Annotated in this window: 25 protein-coding genes; 17 read left to right on the plus strand and 8 right to left on the minus strand. The window is 68.1% G+C overall.

Annotation, left to right across the window (positions count from 1 at the left end):
• Positions 1-12 precede the first annotated feature (12 nt).
• The 13 genes from NKG96_RS07190 to NKG96_RS07250 all read left to right on the plus strand — a co-directional run bounded on the left by NKG96_RS07190 (position 13) and on the right by NKG96_RS07250 (position 12059).
• Complete coding sequence (locus NKG96_RS07190; protein WP_254537836.1) at positions 13-1203, plus strand: branched-chain amino acid ABC transporter permease; 1191 nt, start codon at positions 13-15, stop codon at positions 1201-1203.
• Entirely contained in the window at positions 1196-1993 is a 798-nt protein-coding gene (locus NKG96_RS07195; RefSeq protein WP_254537837.1) for an ABC transporter ATP-binding protein, read from the plus strand. Before NKG96_RS07190 ends, NKG96_RS07195 begins: the two co-directional genes overlap by 8 nt.
• Before the next feature lie 89 nt (positions 1994-2082).
• Positions 2083-2778, plus strand: coding sequence for an ABC transporter ATP-binding protein (locus tag NKG96_RS07200; protein WP_368409295.1), 696 nt, complete (start codon positions 2083-2085; stop codon positions 2776-2778).
• Between the two features lie 52 nt (positions 2779-2830).
• Complete coding sequence (locus NKG96_RS07205; protein WP_254537839.1) at positions 2831-4399, plus strand: long-chain-fatty-acid--CoA ligase; 1569 nt, start codon at positions 2831-2833, stop codon at positions 4397-4399.
• 209 nt (positions 4400-4608) lie between these two features.
• Entirely contained in the window at positions 4609-5067 is a 459-nt protein-coding gene (locus NKG96_RS07210) for a cupin domain-containing protein (RefSeq protein WP_254537840.1), read from the plus strand.
• 42 nt (positions 5068-5109) lie between these two features.
• A complete protein-coding gene (locus NKG96_RS07215; RefSeq protein ID WP_254537841.1) occupies positions 5110-5907 on the plus strand; it encodes an enoyl-CoA hydratase/isomerase family protein in 798 nt (265 codons plus the stop codon).
• Positions 5908-5984: 77 nt separating this feature from the next.
• Complete coding sequence (locus NKG96_RS07220; RefSeq protein ID WP_254537842.1) at positions 5985-6878, plus strand: ribonucleotide-diphosphate reductase subunit beta; 894 nt, start codon at positions 5985-5987, stop codon at positions 6876-6878.
• 77 nt (positions 6879-6955) lie between these two features.
• Positions 6956-8095: an acyl-CoA dehydrogenase family protein gene (locus NKG96_RS07225; protein WP_254537844.1), complete on the plus strand. Its 1140-nt coding sequence runs from the start codon at positions 6956-6958 to the stop codon at positions 8093-8095.
• A complete protein-coding gene (locus NKG96_RS07230) occupies positions 8095-8955 on the plus strand; it encodes an alpha/beta fold hydrolase (protein WP_254537846.1) in 861 nt (286 codons plus the stop codon). The genes NKG96_RS07225 and NKG96_RS07230 overlap by 1 nt, the downstream gene beginning before the upstream one ends.
• A gap of 72 nt (positions 8956-9027) precedes the next feature.
• Positions 9028-9558 carry an Lrp/AsnC family transcriptional regulator gene (locus tag NKG96_RS07235; protein WP_254537847.1) on the plus strand — a complete coding sequence of 177 codons (531 nt, stop codon included), beginning with the start codon at positions 9028-9030 and terminating at the stop codon, positions 9556-9558.
• A gap of 57 nt (positions 9559-9615) precedes the next feature.
• Positions 9616-10392: a CPBP family intramembrane glutamic endopeptidase gene (locus NKG96_RS07240; protein ID WP_254537848.1), complete on the plus strand. Its 777-nt coding sequence runs from the start codon at positions 9616-9618 to the stop codon at positions 10390-10392.
• A gap of 51 nt (positions 10393-10443) precedes the next feature.
• Positions 10444-11034: an FAD-dependent oxidoreductase gene (locus tag NKG96_RS07245; protein ID WP_254537849.1), complete on the plus strand. Its 591-nt coding sequence runs from the start codon at positions 10444-10446 to the stop codon at positions 11032-11034.
• A gap of 110 nt (positions 11035-11144) precedes the next feature.
• Complete coding sequence (locus tag NKG96_RS07250) at positions 11145-12059, plus strand: alpha/beta fold hydrolase (RefSeq protein WP_254537850.1); 915 nt, start codon at positions 11145-11147, stop codon at positions 12057-12059.
• On the opposite strand, the gene NKG96_RS07255 is transcribed toward NKG96_RS07250, so the two are convergent.
• The 4 genes from NKG96_RS07255 to NKG96_RS07270 all read right to left on the minus strand — a co-directional run bounded on the left by NKG96_RS07255 (position 11983) and on the right by NKG96_RS07270 (position 17055).
• Positions 11983-12393, minus strand: a complete 411-nt coding sequence (locus NKG96_RS07255; RefSeq protein WP_254538128.1) for a MaoC/PaaZ C-terminal domain-containing protein — start codon at positions 12391-12393, stop codon at positions 11983-11985. The two genes, NKG96_RS07250 and NKG96_RS07255, sit on opposite strands and share 77 nt — an antisense overlap.
• A gap of 59 nt (positions 12394-12452) precedes the next feature.
• Positions 12453-12932: a PaaI family thioesterase gene (locus NKG96_RS07260; RefSeq protein WP_254537851.1), complete on the minus strand. Its 480-nt coding sequence runs from the start codon at positions 12930-12932 to the stop codon at positions 12453-12455.
• Positions 12933-14891, minus strand: coding sequence for a 3-hydroxyacyl-CoA dehydrogenase/enoyl-CoA hydratase family protein (locus NKG96_RS07265; protein ID WP_254537852.1), 1959 nt, complete (start codon positions 14889-14891; stop codon positions 12933-12935).
• Positions 14892-15483: 592 nt separating this feature from the next.
• Positions 15484-17055, minus strand: a complete 1572-nt coding sequence (locus NKG96_RS07270; RefSeq protein WP_254537853.1) for a long-chain-fatty-acid--CoA ligase — start codon at positions 17053-17055, stop codon at positions 15484-15486.
• 93 nt (positions 17056-17148) lie between these two features.
• Here NKG96_RS07270 and NKG96_RS07275 point away from each other — a divergent pair, with 93 nt between their 5' ends.
• Positions 17149-17433, plus strand: coding sequence for a DNA-directed RNA polymerase subunit L (locus NKG96_RS07275; RefSeq protein WP_254537855.1), 285 nt, complete (start codon positions 17149-17151; stop codon positions 17431-17433).
• 57 nt (positions 17434-17490) lie between these two features.
• On the opposite strand, the gene NKG96_RS07280 is transcribed toward NKG96_RS07275, so the two are convergent.
• From NKG96_RS07280 to NKG96_RS07295, 4 genes are all read right to left on the minus strand, one after another.
• A complete protein-coding gene (locus NKG96_RS07280; RefSeq protein WP_254537856.1) occupies positions 17491-17676 on the minus strand; it encodes a hypothetical protein in 186 nt (61 codons plus the stop codon).
• Complete coding sequence (locus NKG96_RS07285; RefSeq protein ID WP_254537857.1) at positions 17669-17863, minus strand: DUF8118 domain-containing protein; 195 nt, start codon at positions 17861-17863, stop codon at positions 17669-17671. The genes NKG96_RS07280 and NKG96_RS07285 overlap by 8 nt, the downstream gene beginning before the upstream one ends.
• Before the next feature lie 325 nt (positions 17864-18188).
• A complete protein-coding gene (gene hisF, locus NKG96_RS07290) occupies positions 18189-19004 on the minus strand; it encodes an imidazole glycerol phosphate synthase subunit HisF (RefSeq protein ID WP_254537858.1) in 816 nt (271 codons plus the stop codon).
• 55 nt (positions 19005-19059) lie between these two features.
• Positions 19060-19248, minus strand: a complete 189-nt coding sequence (locus NKG96_RS07295) for a DUF8027 family protein (RefSeq protein ID WP_254537859.1) — start codon at positions 19246-19248, stop codon at positions 19060-19062.
• An 87-nt stretch (positions 19249-19335) separates the two neighbouring features.
• Between NKG96_RS07295 and NKG96_RS07300 the strand changes: the two genes are divergently transcribed.
• The 3 genes from NKG96_RS07300 (at position 19336) to NKG96_RS07310 (ending at position 22724) form a co-directional block, all read left to right on the plus strand.
• Positions 19336-19536: an OadG family protein gene (locus NKG96_RS07300; protein ID WP_254537860.1), complete on the plus strand. Its 201-nt coding sequence runs from the start codon at positions 19336-19338 to the stop codon at positions 19534-19536.
• A gap of 60 nt (positions 19537-19596) precedes the next feature.
• Positions 19597-20856, plus strand: a complete 1260-nt coding sequence (locus NKG96_RS07305) for a hypothetical protein (protein WP_254537861.1) — start codon at positions 19597-19599, stop codon at positions 20854-20856.
• 89 nt (positions 20857-20945) lie between these two features.
• Positions 20946-22724 (plus strand): ABC transporter substrate-binding protein, encoded by a 1779-nt coding sequence (locus NKG96_RS07310; protein ID WP_254537862.1) that lies wholly within the window; start codon positions 20946-20948, stop codon positions 22722-22724.
• Positions 22725-22727: the final 3 nt, after the last annotated feature.

Raw genomic sequence — 22727 nt, forward strand, 5'->3', positions numbered from 1 at the left:
CGGGAGGTCCGTATGAGCGAGGACACCGCCTCGGAACGCGTCGCGGACGACCAGAGCGGGCGCTCGCTCCCGTCGATACCCGGCCGGTACGTCGCCGGCGTCGTCGGACTGCTCGTCCTCGCGGCTATGCCGGTGCTGGCGGACATGGAAATCGGCCTCGGCGTGCCGGGCGTGTTCGTCTTCACCGTCGACCAACTGTTCCTGCTCGACCTGACCGCCGCGCTGTACTTCGGCATGTTCGCGATGAGCTGGGACACCGTCTCGGGGTACACCGGGCAGATATCGTTCGGCCACGGCCTGTTCTTCGCCGTCGGCGGCTACACGTCGGCGCTGTTGAACCTCGGCTTCGGCATCGACCCACTGCTGTCGATACCGGTGGGAATCGTGCTCGCGGCCGTCGCGGGAATCCTCATCGGCGTGCCAGCCCTGCGGCTGCGCGGGCCGTACCTCTCGCTGGTGACGCTGGTCGCGCCGCTCATCCTGCTCCAGTTGTTCATCTTCCGGAGCGACGTGTTCGGCGGCGAACTCGGCCTGCGCGATCCCGAACCGTTCCTCGGCTTCGGCGTCTCGCAGGCGAGCACGGTGTTCTACATCGCACTCGCCCTGTTCGTCCTCATCATGGCGCTGTTGCTCCTCGTGACACGGTCGGATGCCGGGCGAGTGTTCACAGCCATCCGCGAGGACGAGGACGCCGTGGCGAGCGTCGGGCTGAACCCGGCGAAGTTCAAGATATTCGCGTTCGTCCTCAGCGCGGCCGTCGGCGGCCTCGCGGGGGCGATGTACGTCCACACTCCCATCGGCGGGCCGACGCCGTCGGAACTGTTCTCGACGACGGTCAACGTCGAGGTCATCATCGCAGCCGTCCTCGGCGGGATGGGCACCATCGTCGGTGCCGCCATCGGGGGTATCTTCGTCGGCCTCGTCCCGATTCTGCTGGACGAGGTGGGGGTCGTCATCCCCGTCCTCGGCGTGCCCGTCGGCGAGATAGACTTCCTGCTGTTCGCCGTCATCACGCTGTTCTTACTGTTCGTCCTGCCGGGGGGAATCCTGCGGAGCGTGCTCAACGCGGGCAGTCGGGTCCGCGGCTGGCGGCGCGGCGACGAGGTGGCGACCGACGGCGGCCGCCCCGAACGCGTCGTGACGCGCGTCGCCCGTCGCTGGTACGACGGCCTGCGGGAGGAGGGAGGTGACGACGATGAGTAGCGAGCCACGACAGCCCGAAACTGCGGGCACCGACGGTACGGAGTCGTACGGCCCTGACGACGGGGTGCTGGTCGTCGACAACCTGCGAAAGGAGTTCGGCGGTCTCGTCGCGGTGGAGGACTTCTCCTTCGCCGTCGCCGAACAGGAGATTCTCGGGTTTATCGGCCCGAACGGGGCCGGGAAGTCCACGACGTTCAACTGCGTGACGGGCTTCTACGAACCGACCGGCGGGACCGTCTGGTACCACGGCGAGGACGTCACCGGGCGGCCGTCCTACGAGATGGTCAACAAGGGCCTCGCCCGGACGTTCCAGCACTTCCGGCCGCTCCACGACCGCTCGGTGGTCGACAACGTCGCACTGGGGCTCGTCCCGGACAAACTGTTCTCGTTCGGCGGGTTGCGCGGCGAGACGCGCGAACGTGCCGCACAGCTCTGTGAACGCGTCGGCCTCGGTGATGACTTACACCGGACGCCGGACGAACTGCCCCACGCGGGGCTGTTGCGCCTCGAACTGGGGCGCGCACTGGCGACCGACCCATCGCTGTTGCTCGTCGACGAGCCGTTTGCGGGGCTGGCGGGGAGCGAAGTCGAGAGCGTCTCGAACCTCCTACGTGAACTCCGCGAGGAGGGGCTGACGCTCGTCGTCGTCGACCACAACATGCGCGGTCTGCTGTCGCTTATCGACCGCGCGGTGGTCATCAACTTCGGCTCGAAACTCGCCGAGGGGACGCCCGACGAGATACGCAACGATCCGGAGGTTCAGCGTGCGTACCTCGGGGGTGACCTGTGAACGCCCCCTTCGGCGTCGCGTCGGTGCTCGCTAGTGCGAGCGACGAGACGACCACGACCGGGACTGACGCGGCCGCGGGCGGCGACCGACTGCTGGCCGTCGAGGACTGTTCGGTCTCCTACGGGAAGGTGGCGGCACTCCGTGGCGTCGATATCCACGTAGACAGCGGGGAGTTCGTCGCCGCCATCGGCCCGAACGGGGCCGGGAAGTCGACGCTCTGTAACACCGTTTCCGGGTTCCGGGAGTACGGCGGGTCCGTCCAGTACCGCGGCGACGAGGTGCGCGGGCAGCGTCCGCGCCAACTCGTCCAGAACGGCCTCGTCCACTGTACGGAGTCCCGTGACCTGTTCGGACACATGTCCGTCGAGGACAACCTCAAACTGGGGGCCTACCGCGCTCAGACGGACGCCGACGAGCGACTCCGGTTCGTCTACGACCTGTTCCCGGCGCTCGAAGAGCGGACGGAACAGGACGCCCGGACGATGAGCGGGGGCGAACAGCAGATGCTCGCCATCGGGCGAGCGCTGATGGGCGACCCGGACCTCCTCGTCCTCGACGAACCGACGCTCGGTCTCGCGCCGGTCATCCTCGAGGACATCTCCGAGGGTATCGACGAGATACGCGAGTCGGGGGTCACCATCCTGCTCTGCGAGCAGAACGTGACCTTCGCGATGAAGCACGCCGACCGCATCTACCTGCTGGAGCAGGGCGATGTCGTCCGCGAGGGGACGCCCGAAGACCTCCGCGACGACGACTACATCCGCGAATCGTACCTCGGCGGGTAGCTGAGTCGGAACGGAAACGCTCATCACTCCTTCGTGGCTGATTTTCGCACGCATGGTCAACCTCGTTTCCGACGTCGCAGAGACCGCCGCGGAGTTCCCCGACCGGACGGCCATCGGGTTCCGCGGCGAGCAGGTGAGTTACGAACAGTTCTGGAGTGAGGCAGGACGGTTCGCCGCCGCCCTCGACGAACGGGGCGTCGGCGCGGGCGACCGGGTCGGCATCTACCTCCCGAACCTCCCGCAGTTCGTCACGGCGTTCCACGGGACGCTCCGGGCGGGCGGCATCGTCGTCCCGATGAACCCGCAGTACAAGGCCCGCGAGATATCCCACCTTCTCTCTGACAGCGGGGCGGCGGTCGTCGTCACCCTCGCGGACCTCGTGCCCGTCGTCAACGAGGTGGTCGAGGAGACGGACGTCGAACACGTCGTGAGCGTCGGTGGCGAAGCGGAGGGGGCCACCTCCTTCGACGCGTTCCTCGCGGACGACGAACTCGATGTCGTGGACCGCGACCCGGACGACGTGGCCTGCCAGCCCTACACCTCGGGGACCACCGGCCAGCCGAAGGGCGTCCTCCTGACCCACGAGAACCTCGGGTCGAACGCCCGGTCGACGGGCGCACTGATGCCGGGCGGGTTCCGGGCGGACGACCGGATGCTCGGCGTCCTCCCCCTGTTCCACATCTACGGGATGACGGTGACGATGCTTGGGACGCTGTTCAACGGCGCGGCGTACTACCCCCTGCCCTCGTGGGACGCACAGGAGGCCGTCTCGCTCGTCGAGGAGGCGGACATCACCATCCTCCACGGCGTTCCCGCGATGTACAACGACCTCATCAACCAGCCCAACGTCGAGGAGTTCGACCTCTCATCGGTGCGGTTCGCCAACTCCGGGGGCAGTAGCCTCCCCATCGAGGTGATGCGCCGCTTCGAGGAACTGTTCAGCGTGGAACTGTTCGAGGGCTACGGCCTGACCGAGACCAGCCCCGTCACGCACGCCAACCGTCCCGACGACCGGCGCGCCGGGTCCATCGGCCGGCCCATCGACGGCGTCCAGTCGAAGATCGTCGACCACGAGTTCGAGGAGGTGCCGCCGGTCGAACGCGGCCCGGTCGACGAGGAGGAAGTGAACCTCGACGACATCACGGGTGAACTCGTCGTCGCCGGGCCGAACGTGATGAAGGGGTACTACGGTCTCCCCGAAGCGAACGAGGCCGCCTTCACCGAGGAGGACGGCACGCGCTGGTTCCACACGGGCGACGTGGGCTACCACGACGAGGACGGCTACTTCTACGTCGTGGACCGCGAGAAGCACATGATCAACACCGCAGGCTACAACGTCTACCCCCGCGAGGTGGAGGAACTGCTCTTCGAGCACCCCGACATCGCGGACGCCGCCGTCGTCGGCATCCCGGACGACCGCCGCGGCGAGACGGTCAAGACGTTCGTCGTCCCCGCGGACGCCGGTCCGTCGGACACCGACCTGACCGAGGAGGCGGTCCGCGAGTACTGTCTGGAGAACCTCGCGGAGTACAAGCACCCGCGCGAGGTGGCGTTCGTTGAGGAACTGCCCCGGACGACGACGGGGAAGGTCCAGAAGTTCGAGTTGCGAGATTCGGAGTGAGCGGTGACCGGAGGGAGCCGCGAACGAGAATCTCGGGACGGCGAGCGGGGAACGAACGTGACCCGCGAGTTGCGAGATTCGGAGTAGCGCGGGTCAGAGCGAACGAAGTGAGCGAGATCCGCGCTACGCGAGCGGCGAAGCCGCGAGCCAGCGTGCGAACGAACGTCCTCCGCCCCAACCTATTCGTCCGGTCGAACACACCGCCGAGCATGGGTCCCACGAACGAAGCCGACGTCGAACCCGTCGAACACGAGGGCGTGGAGGGGCGCTTCACGCAGAAGCAGTTGGGCGCGGCGGCGGGCGAGCGACTCGGCTGTAGCCTGTACGAACTCCCGCCGGGATGCCAGCCGTGGTCGTACCACTACCACGCGGCCAACGAGGAGGCGCTGTACGTCCTCTCGGGCGAGGGCACCGTCCGCCTCGACGGCGAGACGTACCGGGTTCGGGAGGGCGACTACGTGGCCTGTCCGGCCGACGAGTCGGGCGCGCACTGCGTCGTCAACGACTCCGACGACCCCCTACGATACCTCGCCGTCTCGACGATGCGCGACCCGGACGTAACGATGCACCCCGACATCGGGAAGGTGGGCGTCTACGTCGGGTCGCCGCCCGGCAGCGAGGCCGAGCGGGCGTTCTCGGAGTTCTTCGACACCGAAGATCGGGAGTGAGGCAGGCGAACATATTTCACCCCACGCTCCGGTGTCCGATTCATGAGTGAGAGTACCACTGACGACGCCGTCCTCCTCGACATCGACGACGAGATTGCCACGATTACGCTCAACCGCCCGGACATGCGAAACGCCCTCACCCACGAGGTGTCGATGGCGCTCATCGACACCCTCGACGAGGTGGAGGAGAGCGACGCCCGCGCGCTGGTCGTGACGGGCGCTGGCGGGGCCTTCTCCGCCGGCGGCGACATCAACTCGATGACCGAGCGACTGAGCGGCGACATGCCGACCCACGAGGCGGTCCGGCACATCCGGCAAGCGACGAGTCGCGCCATCGCCCGCGTGGCGACGTTCTACCTGCCGACGTTCGCCAAGATAGACGGCGTCGCCTTCGGCGCGGGCGCGAACCTCGCGCTGGCCTGCGACATCCAGCTGGCGAGCGCGGACTCGAAGATATCGTTCGGGTTCAAGCAGGTCGGTCTCGCCGTGGACACGGGCACGTCGTACTTCCTCCCGCGAATCGTGGGGATGAACACCGCGAAGGAACTCGTCTTCACGGGCGAACTCGTCGACGCCGACCGGGCGGAGGACCTCGGCCTGTTCAACCGCGTCTACGACGACATCGGCGAGGCAGACGAGTTCATCGGCGAGATAGCGAACGGGCCGACGGTGGCGCTGGCCCACTCGAAGGAGACGCTCGCGCAGGGCTTCGAGCAGTCGCTCGACCAGGCGATGACCCGCGAGGCACAGCACCAGGCGGCCGTCTTCGAGACGCACGACCACCGCGAGGGCGCGGAGGCGTTCATGGGCAAGCGCGAACCGGAGTTCGAGGGCCGATAGGGCGAACACGGGAACGCGCCGAGCGACCCCGCGACCCGCGCAACGTTCTTGTTCGTTGGCACCAACCCTCTAGGGTTATGCAGCACGACGCGACCGCACCCCACCAGTTGGACCGCTCGGCGCGCCCGTTCCGGTACTACCGCAACGCGGTCGAGCGACACTGGGACCCCGCGGACATCGACCTCTCGACGGACGCCGAGCGACTGCTCGACGTCGAGGAAGAAGTCTTCGACGGCCTCCGTGCCGCCGTCGCGAAGTTCGGCGCGGGCGAACTCGCAGTGACGACGGACCTCGCACCGCTGGGGGTCGTCCTCGACGACCCCGAATCACAGCTGTTCGTCACCACCCAACTGTACGAGGAGGCCAAGCACACCGACTTCTTCGACCGCTACTGGCGCGAGGTCGTTCATCGAGTCGAGGACGAACGCGGGATGGCGCCCACCTCGCCGAACGACGGGCGGTGGTTCAACGAGGCGTACGACGAACTGTTCGCGCGCAACGAGGCGGCGATGGCGCGTCTGCTGTCGGAGGACACCCCCGAGACGCGGGCGCAGGCGTTCTGTCACTACCACCTCGTGGTGGAGGGCATCCTCGCGCAGACGGGCTACTACGGCCTCCAGCGGGCCTACGGCGGCGAGACGGAGGGACTACCACGCCTCCCGGGACTCGTCGAGGGGCTCGACTTCATCCGGCGCGACGAGGGGCGACACGTCGGCTTCGGGATGGCGCAGTTGAAGGAGTTGCTCGCGGCGGGCGTCGACCCGGCCCTCCTCCACGAGACGGTGGGCGAACTCCTCCCCCTCGTCGACGGCATCACGACCGACCGACTGGACGAGGAGCGACCGGGCCCCTCCGCCGACGACCTGCGGACGTACGCGGCGGGCAAGCACACCCAGCGCATGAAGCAGATAACGGTCCCGACGGAGCCGATTCCGGACGTCGACGCGCTGACGAGTCTGGAGAGCGACTGACCAGAGACGGCCCCGTGGGGTTACTGTTGTTTGCCTCCATCCGGAGACTACTTTTCGGTGGAAACCAAGGCCCGGGTATGGCGTTCCAGCTGACGGCAGAACAGGAGGCGATTCGCGACGCCGTTCGAGAGTTCGGCGAGAACGAGATCACCCCCGTCGCGCGCGAGCACGACGAGGAGAAGAAGTATCCCGCGGACCTGCGCAAGAAGGCCGCACAGTACGACCTCGTCGCGCCGACCATCGAGGAGGAGTACGGCGGCGCTGGCATGAGCCTGCTCGAAGGCATCATCGTGACGGAGGAACTCTGGCGCGCGGACCCCGGTATCGGGTCGGCCATCGGGAGCGCCGGCTTCGGCACCTCGATGATCCAGAAGTTCGGCGACGAGTGGATGAAAGAGGAGTGGCTGCCCGCCGTCGCGGCCGGCGATGCCGTCTCCTGCTCGTGCATCTCGGAGCCCGCCCACGGGTCGAACGTGGCGGGCATCGAGACGACCGCCGAGAAGGACGGTGACGACTACGTCATCAACGGGAACAAGATGTGGATCACCAACGGCACCGTCGCGGACGTCGGCGTCGTCATGGCCAAGACGACCCCCGACGCGGGCCGCAAGGGCATCTCGGCCATCCTCGTCCCCACGGACACCGAGGGCTTCGAGCCGTCGAAGATCGACAACAAACTCGGCATCCGCGCGAGCGACCTCGCCGAGATCACCCTCGACGACGTGCGTGTCCCGCAGGAGAACCTCATCGGCGAGGAGGACAAGGGCTTCTACCAGCTCATGAACTTCTTCGCCGGCGGACGCGCGAGCGTCGCTTCCCAGGCGGTCGGTGCCGCGCAGGGCGCCCTCGACGCCGCCATCGAGTACGCGGGCGAGCGCGACCAGTTCGGCCAGAAGATCGGCGAGTTCCAGGCCATCCAGCACAAACTCGCGGAGATGGCGACGAAGGTCGAGGCCGCCCGGTCGCTGACATACCGCGCGGCCGGCTACGCCGCGGAGGGCGACCGCGAACTCGGCATGAAGTACGCTAGCATGGCGAAGCTGTTCGCCTCCGAGCGGAGCGTCGAGGTGGCTGACGACGCCATCCAGGTGTTCGGCGGCTCTGGGTACGTCTCCGACTACCCCGTCGAGCGGTTCTACCGCGACGCGCGCATCACGAAGATCTACGAGGGGACCAGCGAGATCCAGAAGAACATCATCGCAGACCGCCTGCTCTGATGTCGAACACGGACACCGCACCGGACCACGAGGCGTGGAGCGACCGGCAGGAGGAGACGATGGTCTCCGTCGACGGCCACAACGTCTCGATGGCCTACCGGGACCGCGGGGAGGGCGACGCCGTCGTCTTCCTGCACGGCATCCCGACGTGGTCGTTCCTCTGGCGGCGCATCACGCCTCCCCTCGAATCGGAGTTCCGCACCGTCGTCCCGGACCTCATCGGCTACGGGACGAGCGCGTCCCACGACGGCTTCGACCGCTCCATCCGGGCACAGGAGGAGGCGCTCGCGGACCTCGTGGACGCCCTCTCGCTGGAGACGTTCTCCATCGTCGCCCACGACATCGGCGGCGGGGTGGCGCTCCGCTACGCGGCGCACAACCCCGAGCGAGTGGACAAACTCGTCCTCTCGAACGCCGTCTGTTACGACTCGTGGCCGGTCCAGTTCATCAGCGACCTCGGCCTGCCGAAGACGGCCGAGGTGGACCCCGAGGAGTTCGAGGCGAAACTCGACGGTGCGTTCGTGAAGGGCCTCCACGGCGACGAGGAGGACGTCGACCGCTCGTTCGTCGAGGGCATCAAGGCGCCGTGGCTGGCCGAGGACGGCCGGCGGGCGCTCGCGCGGGCCGCCGTCGCCACCAACACCAACCACACGACCGAGATAGACTACGAGGCCATCAACGCCGACGTGCTCTGTCTGTGGGGCGAGGACGACGTGATGCAACCCGTCGAGTACGGCGAGCGACTGGCTGAGGACCTCGACGGCGAGGTCCACCGCCTGTCGGACGCCTACCACTGGGTCGTCGAGGACCGCCCCGACGAGTACCGCGAGGTCTGTCGGGAGTTCCTGCTGGCGGAGTAGACCGTCGAGTCCTGTTTTTTCGGCAACGGTTCGACCGAAACAGGCAGGTGGACCCCCACACATGTCCCGCCCATGAGTACCACCAACACCGACCCCGAGAACGCTCCGGAGTGGGAGTTCAAGGAACGGGACGTCTACATCCTGCAGGAATTGTCGGACGACCCACAGCTCTCCTCGCGGGAACTGGCGCGCATCCTCGACGAGGAGTACGACATCGACGTCTCGCACGTCACGGTCAGCGAGTCCATCCGCGGGATGCGCGAACAGGGGGTGTTCCGCGAGGCCATCGTCCCCAACGAGGAGTACTTCATCTTCGGGATGTTCGAGTTCAAACTCGACCCCGAGCACTTCGACGAGACGTGGCGCGACGCCCTCGAAGCCATCCGCGGGTCGCCCAACACCCTGTTCATGTTCCTCTCGGACGGCGAGTACCAGTGGAAGTCCATCATGATGTTCCCGAACCGTCGCGCCGAGTCACGCTGGATCCACCAGTTCTACAAGGACCACGGGAAGTCCGTCCAGAACATCCGCAACAGTGTCGTCCACAACGTCCTGAAGTTCCGCACCGACCCGGAACTGCTCGGGACGCTCTACGAGGACTGACTGCCGGGACTGACCGCCGGGGGAGGGCTTTTGCGCGTCCCGCCCGAACAGTCCCGTATGGCTACCACTTCGCGCCTGAAGGGCGTCGACTCGCGGGTCGTCGCGGTCCTCGCCGCCACTGGTCTCTCCGTCGCCGGTCTCGGCACCGGTATCCTCCTCGTCGTCGTTGCGGCGCAGGTCCTCACCGCCGCGTCGGTCACCATCACGGAGACGCTGTCGCTCGTCCTCTCGCTCGTCCTCGTCCAGGGAGTCGGCGTTCTCCTCGTCGCGGCCATCTACTTCGCGGTCACCGACCGGTCGTTCGGGTTCGTCGGCCTGCGGACGCCGACGCTCGGCGACTTCGCGTGGGTCGGCGGCGGCTTCCTGCTCTCGGTGCTCGGCTACGTCGCCGTCGCCGTCGTGATGGCCTCGACCGGAACCCAGTCGGCCCAGAACGAGGTCGTCGGCATCGTCGAGGGGAACCCGGACCTGCTGCTGTGGCTCGTCCCCCTCTCCTTTCTCCTCATCGGCCCCGGCGAGGAACTGCTCTTCCGGGGCATCGTGCAGGGTCGCCTCCGCGAGGCGTTCGGCCCCGCTCTCGCCATCGGCGTGGCGACGTTCATCTTCGTCGCCCTCCACTACTTCTCGCTGTCGGGGAGCGCTACCCAGCGGCTGGTCTACATCACGGCGCTGGTCCCGCCGGCTCTCGTCTTCGCCGTCAGCTACGAGCGGACGAACAACATCCTCGTCCCCTCCCTCATCCACGGGGCGTACAACGCCCTCCAGTTCGGCCTGCTCTACGTCGCGCTGAAGTACGGTCCGGAACTGCAGGAGACGGCCGCCGGCCTGCTCTGAGTCCGAACTCGTCGGGAAGAACTTTTCCCCACCTGTCACGTATGCCCCGCCATGACTGACGTCATCGTGGTCGGCGGCGGACCGGCCGGACTGAGCGCGGCGCTGTTCGCCTCGAAGAACGGCCTCGACACCGTTTGTTTCGACACCGACGGGACGTGGATGCACAAGGCCCACCTGTTCAACTACCTCGGGGTCGGGTCCATCGGCGGCGACTCGTTCATGACCACCGCCCGCCAGCAGGCCGACGACTTCGGCGTCGACCGCAGGCAGGGCGAGGAGGTCACCGGGGTCGACCAGTCGGACGACGGCTTCACCGTCACGAGCGAGGGGAGCGAGGCGTCCGCGCCCTATCTCGTCCTCGCGACGGGCGCGAACCGTGACCTCGCCGAGTCGCTCGGCTGTGACTTCACCGACGAGGACGTCGTGGAGGTGGACGTGACGATGGAGACGAGCGTCGAGAACGCCTACGCGACGGGCGCGATGGTCCGCGCCGAGGAGTGGCAGGCGGTCATCTCGGCGGGCGACGGCGCGGCCGCCGCGCTGAACATCCTCACGAAGGAGAAGGGCGACCACTTCCACGACTTCGACACGCCCGGGGACGCAGACGAGATGTTCGGAGAGATGCGAGATTCGAGCGAGTAGCGCGGTTCGGAGGACGCGTAGCGTCCGAGAACCGCGGAGTGGCGAACGGCGACCGCAGGGGACCGTGACCCGGTCGGTATCGCTTTACCGACACTCCATCACCACGCGGTATGGACCTCCCCGACGGCTGGACCGCCGGAACCGTCCACCTGGGCGGTGTCGAACTCCGGTACTATCGTACCGGCGACGGCCCGCCGCTGGTCATGGCACACGGGTTCTACGAGAACGGGCGATGCTGGGAACGACTGGTGTCCGACCTCGCCACCGACTACGACGTGGTGACGTACGACGCCCGCGGCCACGGCCGGTCGGACGCGCCGGCGTCGGGGTACGACGTTGGGAGCCGCATCGCGGACCTCGTCGGGCTCGTCGAGGCCCTGTCGCTCGCCGACCCGATTCTGCTCGGCCACTCGATGGGTGGGTCGACCGCCGCGTGGACTGCGGCGACCCACCCCGACCTCCCGCGTGCACTGGTCCTCGAAGACCCCGCCGGGATGTACGGCGACCCGGAGTTGGGACCCGCAGAGCGGGCGCGGTTCGTCCGCGAGACCCTCCGTGAGTGGGCCGACGAGTCGACAGTGGAAGAGTCGTCCACAAACGACACCGCCGACGAGGCCGGGTGGGAACGGCGGGTCGCCGTCGCGAACGCCGAGTGCAGTCCGGAAATCGCCGAAATCGCACGCGAGGGCTACCCCCTCCTGGGGGACGCGTTCGAGCGAATCACCTGCCCGACGCTCGTCCTGAAGGCCGACGCCGACACCGAGCGGAGGGTGACGGACCTCGACATCGCCGACGCACTCGGGGACGGACGACTCGTCCACGTCCCCGGCGCGGGCCACGGTGTGTTCCGGAGCGAGTACGACGCCGCGTTCGCCGAGATGCGCGCGTTTCTCCGGCGGGTGTGCGTCGTCGAGACGGAAGAAGGGCGACGCGGAGTGGGGCGCCGACTCAGACCACCAGCGACCGCAACTGACAGGAGAGGACGACGTCGTCGTCCTGATTCAGCACCTCGGCGTCGTAGGTGATGACGCCGTTCCCCACCGGGTGGTCGCGTTCGGTCTTCTCCACGACTTCGAGTTCGACGTGGACCGTGTCGCCGACGAACGTGGGCGCGCGGAACCGGAGGCGGTCGACGCCGTAGAAGGCGACGACGGCGTCGCGTTCCGCCTCGCTTCTGGACTGCCAGAGCAGACCCGTCATGACCGAGAAGACGAGCGCGCCGTGGGCGATTCGCTCGCCGAAGTCCGACTCGGCCATCGCCTCGGCGTCGGTGTGGAGGTGGTTGAAGTCGCCGCTGACGCCCGCGAAGTTCTCCACCGTCGCCCCCGTGATGGTCCGGCCCTGCGTGGTGACGGTCATTCCCACCTCGCAGTCCGCGAAGTAGCTGTAGTCACTCTCTCCGGTGGCGTCGTCGGCGCTCACGCCGAGTCACCCCGGAACAGGCGGTAGGTTGTCCCCCCCGTCGCGACCACCTTCCGGTCGCCGTCGGGGGCGACGCTCGTCACCTCGCACTCGGTGACGCCTACCGACGTGCCCGCGCGGACGACGTGCGCCTCGGCGCGCAGGTCGGCCGTCGCCGGCCGGACGTAGCGCACGTTCATGTCCGTCGTCGTCAGGCCCACGCCGGACCCGAACGTCGACCGGAGGGCGAACCCGCTGGCCGTGTCGATGAGTGCGGCCGTGACGCCGCCGTGCATCGAGTCGTTCGGGAGGTTGGTGAACGTCTCGTCGAACGGGACGGTCAGCACGGCGCGGCCCTCGCGGGCGGACTCGACGTCCAGTCCGAGCAACCCGAACAGGCCGTGCTGGGCGGCCTCCTCCCGCAGGCGGCGCTCGCGGGCCTCGACCGTCTCCTCGGCGTCGTCCTCGCGTCTCGAACTCGCGTCCGACTCGCCCATCTACCTGCCCTCGAACTCGGCGTCGCGTTTCTCCATGAACGCGCTGGTGCCCTCCTTCATGTCCTCGGTGGTGAGCAGGAGGCCGAACGCCTGGGACTCCAGTTCGAGGCCCGCCGAGAGGTCCTGGTCGCGACCGGCGTTCATCACTTGCTTCGCCTTCCCCAGTGCGATGGGCGCGCCGTGGACGAGGTCGTCGAGGAACTCCTCGACCGTGTCGTCGAACTCGCTCTCGGGGACGGCCCGGTTGATGAGACCCCACTCCTCTGCGGTCTCGGCGTCGATGCGGTTCCCGCGGAAGACGAGTTCCTTCGCGCGAGCGTCGGTGAGCATCCGCATCGCACGCTGGGTGCCGCCGCCGCCGGGGATGAGGCCGAGGTTGATTTCGGGGAAGCCGAACTCCGAGTCCTCGGTGGCGATTCGCAGGTCGCAGGCGAGAGCGAGTTCGTGACCCCCGCCGAGACAGAAGCCCTGAATCTTCGCCAGCGTGGGCCGGGGGTACTCTGCGACGACCTCGAAGAACTCCGTGACGCCCGCCTCGTGCGGTTCCATCCCGGAGAAGCCGGTGATGTCCGCCCCGGCGGAGAACGCCCGGTCGCCGGTCCCCTCGAAGGTGACACAGCGCACGTCCTCGGTCGGCGTCGTCTCCAGCAGGTGGACCACCTCGTCCATCAGATCGCCGTTGAGCGCGTTCAGGCGTTCGGGACGGTCGAGTTCGACTTCGAGGAGGCCGTCCTCGTTCAGGTCGGCGTTGATGGTCGTGTAGTGGCGCTCGCCTCCCTCGCCGCCGTAGTTGTAGAAGCCCTCGCTGGCGTCCTCGCCGGTCTTGCCCGCCTCGACGAGGTCTTCGAGGTACGCGGCGGGGTCGTAGCGGTCCTCGCCGGTCGCCTCGTGGCGCTCGCGGAGCTTCTCGAGGACGGTGTCGAGGCCGAGCTTGTCTGCTCGGCGACACGGGCCCTCGGGGAAGCCGGCACCGAGGCGCATCCCGATGTCGATGGCCTCCGCGGTGGCGACGTCGTCCCCGATGAGCTTCGCCGCCTCGTTTATCATGCGTGCCTCGATACGCAACCAGTCGAACTCGCCGTCGGCGTCCTCCGGCTGGTAGTCCGCGCCGTCGCCCGACTCGTAGTCGTAGTAGCCCTTGCCGGTCTTCTGGCCGAGTTCCTCGGCGTCGACCTTCTCTTGGACGACGGGCGGGATGGGTTTCCCCGCCTCCTTGCGTACGCTGTAGCCGATGTCGATGCCCGTCAGGTCCGAGAGTTCGAACGGTCCCATCGGGTAACCCCGTTCGTGGACCATCGTGGCGTCGGCCTGCCGCACCGACGCCTCCTCGCCCGAGACCATCCACGCCGCCTCGTCGCCGAACGGGCCGAGCACGGAGTTGACGACGAAGCCGTTGACGTCCTTGCGGACGTAGATGGGCGTCTTGCCGATGGCCTCGACGAACGCGTAGGCCGTCTCCGCCGTCTCGTCCGCCGTTTCCGCGCCGTAGATGACCTCGACGAGGTCCATCTTCACGGGCGGGTTGAAGAAGTGCGTCCCGACGACGCTCTCGGGCCGGTCGGTGGCGCTCGCTATCTCGGTGATGGACAGCGAAGAGGTGTTCGTCGCGAGGATGGCCCCCTCGGGCGCGAGGTCGTCGAGCTCGCCGAAGATGTCCTTCTTCAGGCTCATCTGCTCGGGCGCGGCCTCGATGACGAGGTCGGCGTCGGAGACGGCCTCCCCGAGGTCGACCGCCGTCTCGATGCGGTTCAGGACCTCCTCGGGCGTCTGGTCGACGATGCCCTTCTCCGCGAGTTTCTCCAGCGACCACTTGATGGAGTCGTAGCCGTCGTCGACGTACTCCTGTTCGATGTCGCGCATCGTGACTTGGTAGCCCGCCAGCGCGACGACTTCCGTGATGCCGTGACCCATGCTCCCCGCACCGAGGACGGTGACGCGGTCGATGTCGTCTAGCTCCATGGGTCGAAGGCAGTCGCGGACGGCTTAATTCCACCGGGGGCGGTTACCATTGACCACCTTCCTCGCGACTGGGCGTACACTGGCAACTCAGTTCGAGAGTCGTCGAACAGCGTTAGCAACTGCCCGGGTCGTGACTCCCGATCAGGACACACCGTCCGACCGCCCCTCGCGTGGCGGGACGACCGTGACAGTCTCGGCATCGGTTGTATCTGGATGTCCGGATGGTCCCAGAGGAGCGTCCCGAGAGCGAAAGAGTCGCCGGGAAGGGTTAACTCGGTAACCGTTGGCATGGTTCTTGTATCTCCGGTCTGCCCTCGTGTCGGACGCTGATCGTCGTTCCCTATCGACGCTCTCCCGGGCAGAACAGTCCTGTCTCTCCCGCATCCCGAACGAACCGACCGCCGCCTTCCACCCCGACGCCCACCGGTCGGGACTGTCCGGTGAGCGGGTTCGAGTCGTCGCTCCGCGGCTCTCACTCATTGCGCTCGTCACCCCGACTCCCCGAGGCGGTGAGTGACCGACGGGAACGAACCGCCTCGAAACTCACGGGTCGTTCCACTCCCCGCTCGCCTTCCCGAGATTCTCGCTCGTTTCACTCGCTCGAATCCCGCAGCTTGAACTTCTGGACCTTCCCGCTCGGGTTCTTCGGCAGTTCCTCGACGAACTCGTACTCGCGCGGGCGCTTGAAGTCCGCCAGATCGTCCGATGCCAGCAGGAACTCGTCCAGTTCCTGTCCCGTCGTGTCGCCCACGACGTACGCCATCACCAGTTCGCCCCACTCGTCGTCCGGTTGGCCCACGACGGCGGCCTCGACCACGTCGGGGTGCGAGAACAGGACGTCCTCCACCTCCGTCGGGTAGATGTTCTCGCCGCCGGAGATGATCATGTCGTCCTTGCGGTCCACGACGAACAGGTAGCCGTCCTCGTCGCGGTAGCCGAGGTCGCCCGAGTAGTACCACGTCTTGCCGTCGGCCTCACGCAGGGACTCCGCGGTGGCGTCCGGCCGGTTCCAGTACTCGCGCATCGTACACGGCCCGGCGAACAGAATCTCCCCGATGTCGCCCTGTTCGACCGTCTGGTCGGGGGCGGCGTCGGGTTCGACGATGCGCATGTCGTGGTTGAGCGCCGGGAGGCCCGCCGACCCCTGCTTGCTCACCTGCTCGTCGGGGTGCTGGAACGTGCCGCAGGGGCCGATTTCGGTCATCCCGTAGGCCTGCAGGTAGTCTTCACAGAACTGCTCGCGGCAGGCGTCGAGGACGCGCTTGGGCATCGGTGCGGCGCCGTAGAACCCGATTTCGAGCGTGGAGGTGTCTGCGTCCACGTCGGGGGCGACCTGTGCCAGCGCGTTCCACGCCGTCGGCGCGGCGAACAACTGGGTCACGCCGTGTTCCTCGATGGCCTGCAGGACTGCGACGGGGTCGAACTCGTGGTGGACGACGCTCGTCGCGCCGACGTGCACCCGCGGGAAGAGGTTGGCGTGGAGTTCCGCGCAGTGATACAGGGGAAGCGCCGACAGACCCACCGCGTCCTTGCCGATGCCGCTCTCGGCCAGACAGACGAGGTTGTGCTCGACCATGTCGCGGTGTTCGTGGACGACGCCCTTCGGGCGGCCCGTCGTCCCCGAGGTGTAGATGAAGGCGTAGACGTCGTCCTCGGCGACGGTGACGTCGGGGCGCTCGGCGTCGCCCGATTCGAGGACGGCGTAGAAGTCGCGGGCGAACTCGGGGAGGTCGTTGCCGCCCGCCTCGCCCGGCGAGTCGGGGCCGTCGACGTAGAGGTACTCCTCGACGGTGTCGAGGTTTCCACGGGCGCCCTCGGTCGCCTCGCGGGTGTCCTCCTCGAAGACGAGGACGCTCGACTCGGCGTCGTCGAGGATGAACTCCACCTCGCCGGCGGGCAGGCGGTAGTTTAGCGGGTTGAACACCGCGCCGAGTTTCGCGCAGGCGTACACCGTCACGACGAGTTCCGACCCGTTGAACAGCATCGTGGAGACCCGGTCGCCCTTCCCGACGCCGAGGTCGGAGAGGGCGTTCGCCAGTCGATTGGCTCGCTCGTCGAACTCGCGGAACGTCCACCACTGGTCCTTGCGTGGGTAGACGAGGGCGTCGCGGTCGGGGTACTTCTCCGCGCTCAGTTCGAGGGTGTCCGCTATCGTGGGATGCATACACCTGACACGATACGCCGCGGGTTGTAGTTCTATCGCCGCCGCGGGTCCCACGTTCGAAACGTTGAAACGCGTTATGCGACACTGTCCGGTATGGAACTACGGGTCATCGAGAACGAGCCGACCGAACTCTCGATAGAGATCGCCGGCGAGGACCACACGTTCATGAACGTGCTGAAGGGGGCACTGCTGGAGACCGAGGGCGTCGCGGCCGCGACCTACGACATGAACCCCGAGCAGTCGGGCGGGCAGACGGACCCCATCCTCACCGTCAAGACCGAGGAGGGGACCGAACCGCTCGACGCACTCGCCGCCGCCGCGGGAAACGTCAAGGAGAAGGCGACCGACTTCCGCGACGCGTTCGAGGCCGCCGCGTAACCCCGCTCTCTCGCATCTCTCGTCTCCACACCGGACCCGGGAGCGGCGCGTCCCGCCTCACCCGACGGCCGCCTGTTCCCACGTCCCGTGGGTCGGACACCAGAACGTCTGCCCGTGGAGGCGCGGGGAGTCACCGCCGCAGTCCGGGCAGTCGAGACTGTCGGCCTCGAAGCGCGTCGAGACGCCCATCTCCCGGTACACCTCCCGCCACCCACCACTGGGCGAGGAGCGCTCGTCAGGCATCGTCCTCGCAGCGCCAGCACCCCGATTCGAGGGTGTGGTCGGTCGCTTCGAGGCCGCACCGCTCACAGCGCCAGTAGTAGTGGTCAAGGCGGCCGTGGCGGTCGTAGCCCGCGTGCGGTCCGGTGACCCTCGCCCGTCGTGACGCGGGACCGGTCGCCTCGGGGTGGTGTGCGGTGTTGGTGTGCATCGGGTGTGGTGTAGCTGCGGCTTCCGGGTCTCCTCGAACGCGGCGTCCGGGTGCCGTCTGCACCCGCGTTCGGTCCGCGACGCCGGGTTCACTCTGCGCCATCCGTCTCCCTCGACACCACACGGTGAGAACCGACCACAGTTCGTCCGGTCTCCGTGGTGTGTTCGGGGGGAGACAGTAGAATACAGGAGCTACAGCGGCTAAAGGGGCCGCCTAGCTCGGTGAAAGTGAAGAATCCGACCGGTTCTTCGGGTCGTCTTCGAGGCCCTCGACGCGTGGGAACGCAGTTCCGCCCGACGGTCGAGGACTGGTCTGGACGGGGGCGCTACAGACGAACGGGGAGGTCCCGCTCCGCAAGGTACTCCTTGACCTCCCGAATGGAGTACTCGTCGAAGTGGAAGATGCTGGCGGCGAGGGCGGCGTCGGCGTTCGCCTCGGTGAACACCTCGTAGGCGTCCTCGGGGCCGCCACACCCCGAGGAGGCGATGACGGGCGTCGAGACGGCGTCGCAGACGGCCCGCGTGAGGGGGATGTCGTAGCCGTCTTTCGTCCCGTCCGAATCGATGGAGTTGACGAACAGTTCGCCCGCGCCGCGTTCTTCGGCCTCCCGCGCCCACTCGATGACGTCGACGCCGGTGCCCTCTCGGCCGCCCTTCTTCGTGCACTCGAACCAGACCGACTCGCCGTCGACCCGTTCGTAGTGTTCGCCCTGCTCGTCGTAGCGCCGGCGCGCGTCCACGCTGATGACGATGCACTGGTTGCCGAAGGCGCGCGCGCCCTCCGTGATGAGTTCCGGGCGTTCGAGTGCGCCCGTGGTGATGGACACCTTGTCCGCGCCGGCGCGCAGGGTCTCCTTGATGTCCTCGCGGGTGCGGATGCCCCCGCCGACGGTCAGGGGGATGAACACCTCGTCCGCGACGTTCTCGACGACGGTGAGCATCGTCTCGCGGCCGTCGGCGCTCGCGGTGATGTCGAGGAAGACGAACTCGTCGGCCCCCGCCTCGTTGTACCGTTTGGCCATCTCGACGGGGTCGCCGGTGTACTTCAGGTCCTCGAAGTTGACCCCGGTGTAGACGGCGGCGTCCCCGTCGTCATCGAGTGCCACGTCGATGCACGGGATGATACGCTTGGTGAGCGTCATTGCCACTAGGTAGGTCGGGGGGTACTCAAAAGGGACGCGACTGCGGCGCTATCGACTACCCGCCGGCCTTTCGCGTTCCGAGGAGTTCGCTCGCCGTCTCCTCGTCCATGACGTCCACGAGGCTCTCGCCCGCCTCGTAGCGCGCGAGCTGTTCCGCCGTCAGCACGTCCGAGAGGCCCCTGTCGCCGAGTCGCTCCAGCAGTATCCGGTCGAGGTCCTCGAGGTCGTAACCGGGGATGGACATACGCGACCTATGCCCACTGGTAGCAAGTACCTTTGGACCCTCCCGAACTCCGACAGGGCAAAGTACGCTCCCCTGTCTGTACGAGGTATGAGCGACCGCGACACCGACGACACGCTCGCGCCGGACGAACACGACCACCACGACAGCGACACGCCCGAACCCCGGCCCGACCACCGGACGACAGCACCCCAGTCGCCCTACACGAACCGGGACGTCGGCGTCGGGTTCGTCGTCGCCCTCGTCGGGATGCTCGTCGTCTTCGTCGTCCCGATACTGCTCACGCTCTGAACGGACGCCCTCTGCCGGCGAGAACCTATATACCGGAACCGTCCGTACCTGGGGACTTGCATGGCAGAGGACGGGGCGCTACGCGTCGTCGGCGTACTGGTCGTCGTTCTCCTCGCGGGAGCGACGGTCGTCGACGACATCGGGGCCCAGCAGGAACGCGAACGGGTCGAACGAACGGGGAGTTCCCCCCTCGTCGAACTGTGGCCCGACGGCGACCGACTGTGGCCGTACACGAGCAAGCGCCAGGCCTTCTCCTCGCGTACCCTCGCGGTCAACGTCGTGGTCTACGCCGACCCGGTGACGGTCCGCGCGGCGATGACGCGCGGCACCGCCGCCAACTGGCAGGTGAACGAGACGGCCGACAGTCCGGTCGACGAGAGCGTCGTCCCCGAGAACGATACCAACGACACCCTCGCGGACGCGCCCTTCGAGGTGGTCGACGACCGCCTCGTCTGGCGCGACGCCCACGGCGCGAGGCGCTACACGTACGTCGAACGCGTCGACGACGACCCGGAGGGCGACGGCGAGTGGCTCCGCGAGTACTACCAGCTCCACGACGGGTCGTACCTCGGCGCGCGCGACCACGTCCGGGTCTACGCGCCGCCCGACGCCGACTGGACGGCGATGCAGGCCCACAGCGAGCACTGGGACTGGTTCAGGCTGCGCCACACCGTCTCGGGTATCACCGCTGCTCAGCGGCGCGTCGAGGCCGACTTCATGGGCAAGCCGTACGTCCACGACGTCGTCCGCGTCTACTTCGACAACGGGGGGATGTCCGACGGCGACGGGTGGGTCACCGCGGTGCGGTTCGTCGCCGGAGCGACCGTCCCCGCGGCCGCCCTGCTGGTCGTCCCCTTCGGTCGCGACGTCCGACGGTGGCTCGACGGCCGCGACCCGCGCTCGCTCGTTCGGACGTTCGCCCCGGCCGTCGGGCCGGCGGGATTGTACCTCGGCGTCCGGGTGGGCGGTGTCGCACTGGAGGGACTGCTCGGCGGCGTCACGCCGAAGGTAGCGGCGGCCCTCCTCTACCCCGTCCTCGCGTTCGGTGTGCCCGTCGCGGCGGTGGTCGCCTCGCGCGTCCACGACCGCGAGTTCGCGTTCACGCTCGTCGCGACCGGTCTCGGGGCGGCCGTCGTCCTCGACTACGCGTTCCTCGGGGTCGCGACGCTCCCGATTCCGGTGGTTCTCCACCGCGGCGCGGTGCTCCTCTCGGCGGGCGTCCTCGCCGCGGGCGGGGCCGACTCGGACCGGAGGACCGTCGCGTTCGGTGCAGCCTGCTGGGTGACGACGCTCGTCCTCCCGCTCGCCGGACTGGTCTGACCGGGTCGCTTCGGTCGGGGGCCTACATCGGACCAGTTATCCCTCCGGAGAGTTACGTACTGTAGACGAACTCCCGACGTACGCAACGGATGTCCCCCACACGAACCGACCGACTGCGCAGGCGACAGATACTCTCCGGTGCCAGTGTGGCGCTCGCCGCCACGGCCGGCTGCCTGCAGCAGATTCGGAACCTCGCGGGGCGCGAGCGCTCCTCACCGCTCTCGCTCTCCATCAAGACCCTCCCGACCGACGCGGACCCCTACGCCATCCGCATCGCCCGCACGCTCGCGGACGCACTCGAAACCGTCGGCGTCGAGACGCAGCTCCACCCGATGGCGCGCGAGGAACTGTACCGGCAGTTGCTCGTCACCCACGACTTCGACCTCTACGTCGCTCCGCTCCTCGGGCAGACCGACCCCGACTTCCTCCGACCGCTCCTCCACTCGCAGTTCGTCGGCGAGCGTGGCAACCAGAACCCCTTCGGCTACGTCGACCTCGCGACGGACGACCTCCTCGACGCACAGCGGCGGGCCAGCCGGAGGGACCGCCAGTCCCCCGTCGTCGACCTGCAGGAGGCGGTCGCCCAGGCACAGCCGTTCACCGTCCTCGCGTACCCGGACGACGTCATCGCGGGCCGGACGGACCGGTTCTCGGGGTGGAGCGAGCACCCGCCGACGACCGCCATCGCCTACCTCGCGGCCACCCGCGAACGACCCGATGCGGACGTCCTCACGGCGGCACTCCGCGACCCGCGACCGACGCGGAACCTCAACCCCATCGCTGCGGAGTACCGGGGCCGGGGGACGGTGACGGACCTCCTCTACGACTCGCTCGCCCGGGAGCACGGCGAGGCCGTCTCCCCCTGGCTCGCGACTCGCTGGGAGTGGGTCGACGGCACCGACGGCGGTCTGAGGGCGACGGTCCACCTCCGCGAGGCGACGTGGCACGACGGGCGTGCGCTCACCGCTGCCGACGTCGCGTTCACCTACCGCTTCCTCCGAGATACGTCACTCGGGGAGGCGGACGCGCCGGTCCCGGCCGAGCGGTTCCGCGGGCGCGGGTCGCTCGTGACCGACGCCTCGGTGGTCGACGACCGGACCGTCGAACTCGCCTTCGGTGACACCGCTCGGGGCGTCGCCCGTCGCGCGCTCACCGTCCCGATACTGCCGCGTCACGTCTGGCGCTCCCGGACCGGGGCGGCGACGGTCGCCGGGGTGTCCGTCTCCGAGGAGACGACGCGCGCCCTCGTCTGGAGCAACACGAACCCCATCGGGAGCGGTCCGCTGCGTCTGCACGCACTCGAAGAGGACCGCCGGGTCGTCCTCACTCCCGTCCGGGACCACTTCTCCGGGTCTCTCGACGGGGAAATCGGTGAGGTCGTCGGCGACGGTCCCGCGTTCGACCGACTGGTGTTCGAGGTGGTCCCGTCGGACGCCGTCGCTGTCCAGGCGGTCCGTGAGGGGCAGGTAGACGTGACCGCCACACCGCTCGGCGCACCCGTCGTCTCCGAACTGGAGGCCGCCGTCGCGGACGACCCGATCGAGATGGTCGTCGACCCCTCCCCCGTGTTCTACCACGTCGGCTACAACGTGCGGCGAGCGCCGCTGTCGAACCCCCGGTTCCGCCGGGCCGTCGCTCGCCTCCTCGACAAGCGACACGTCGTCGAGTCCGTGTTCGACGGCTACGCGATGCCAGCCACCAGTCCCCTCGCGACGACGGACTGGCTCTCATCGGCTCTGGCGTGGGACGGAACCGACCCCGTGCTCCCCTACTTCGGGAGCGACGGCGAACTCGACGTCGAACGCGCACGCGCCGCGTTCGTCGAGGCGGGCTATCGCTTCCGTGACGGGGCACTCCACCAGCGGTGAATC

Origin of the sequence: Halomarina litorea (assembly GCF_024227715.1) — an archaeon.
GTDB classification, from domain to species: domain Archaea; phylum Halobacteriota; class Halobacteria; order Halobacteriales; family Haloarculaceae; genus Halomarina; species Halomarina litorea.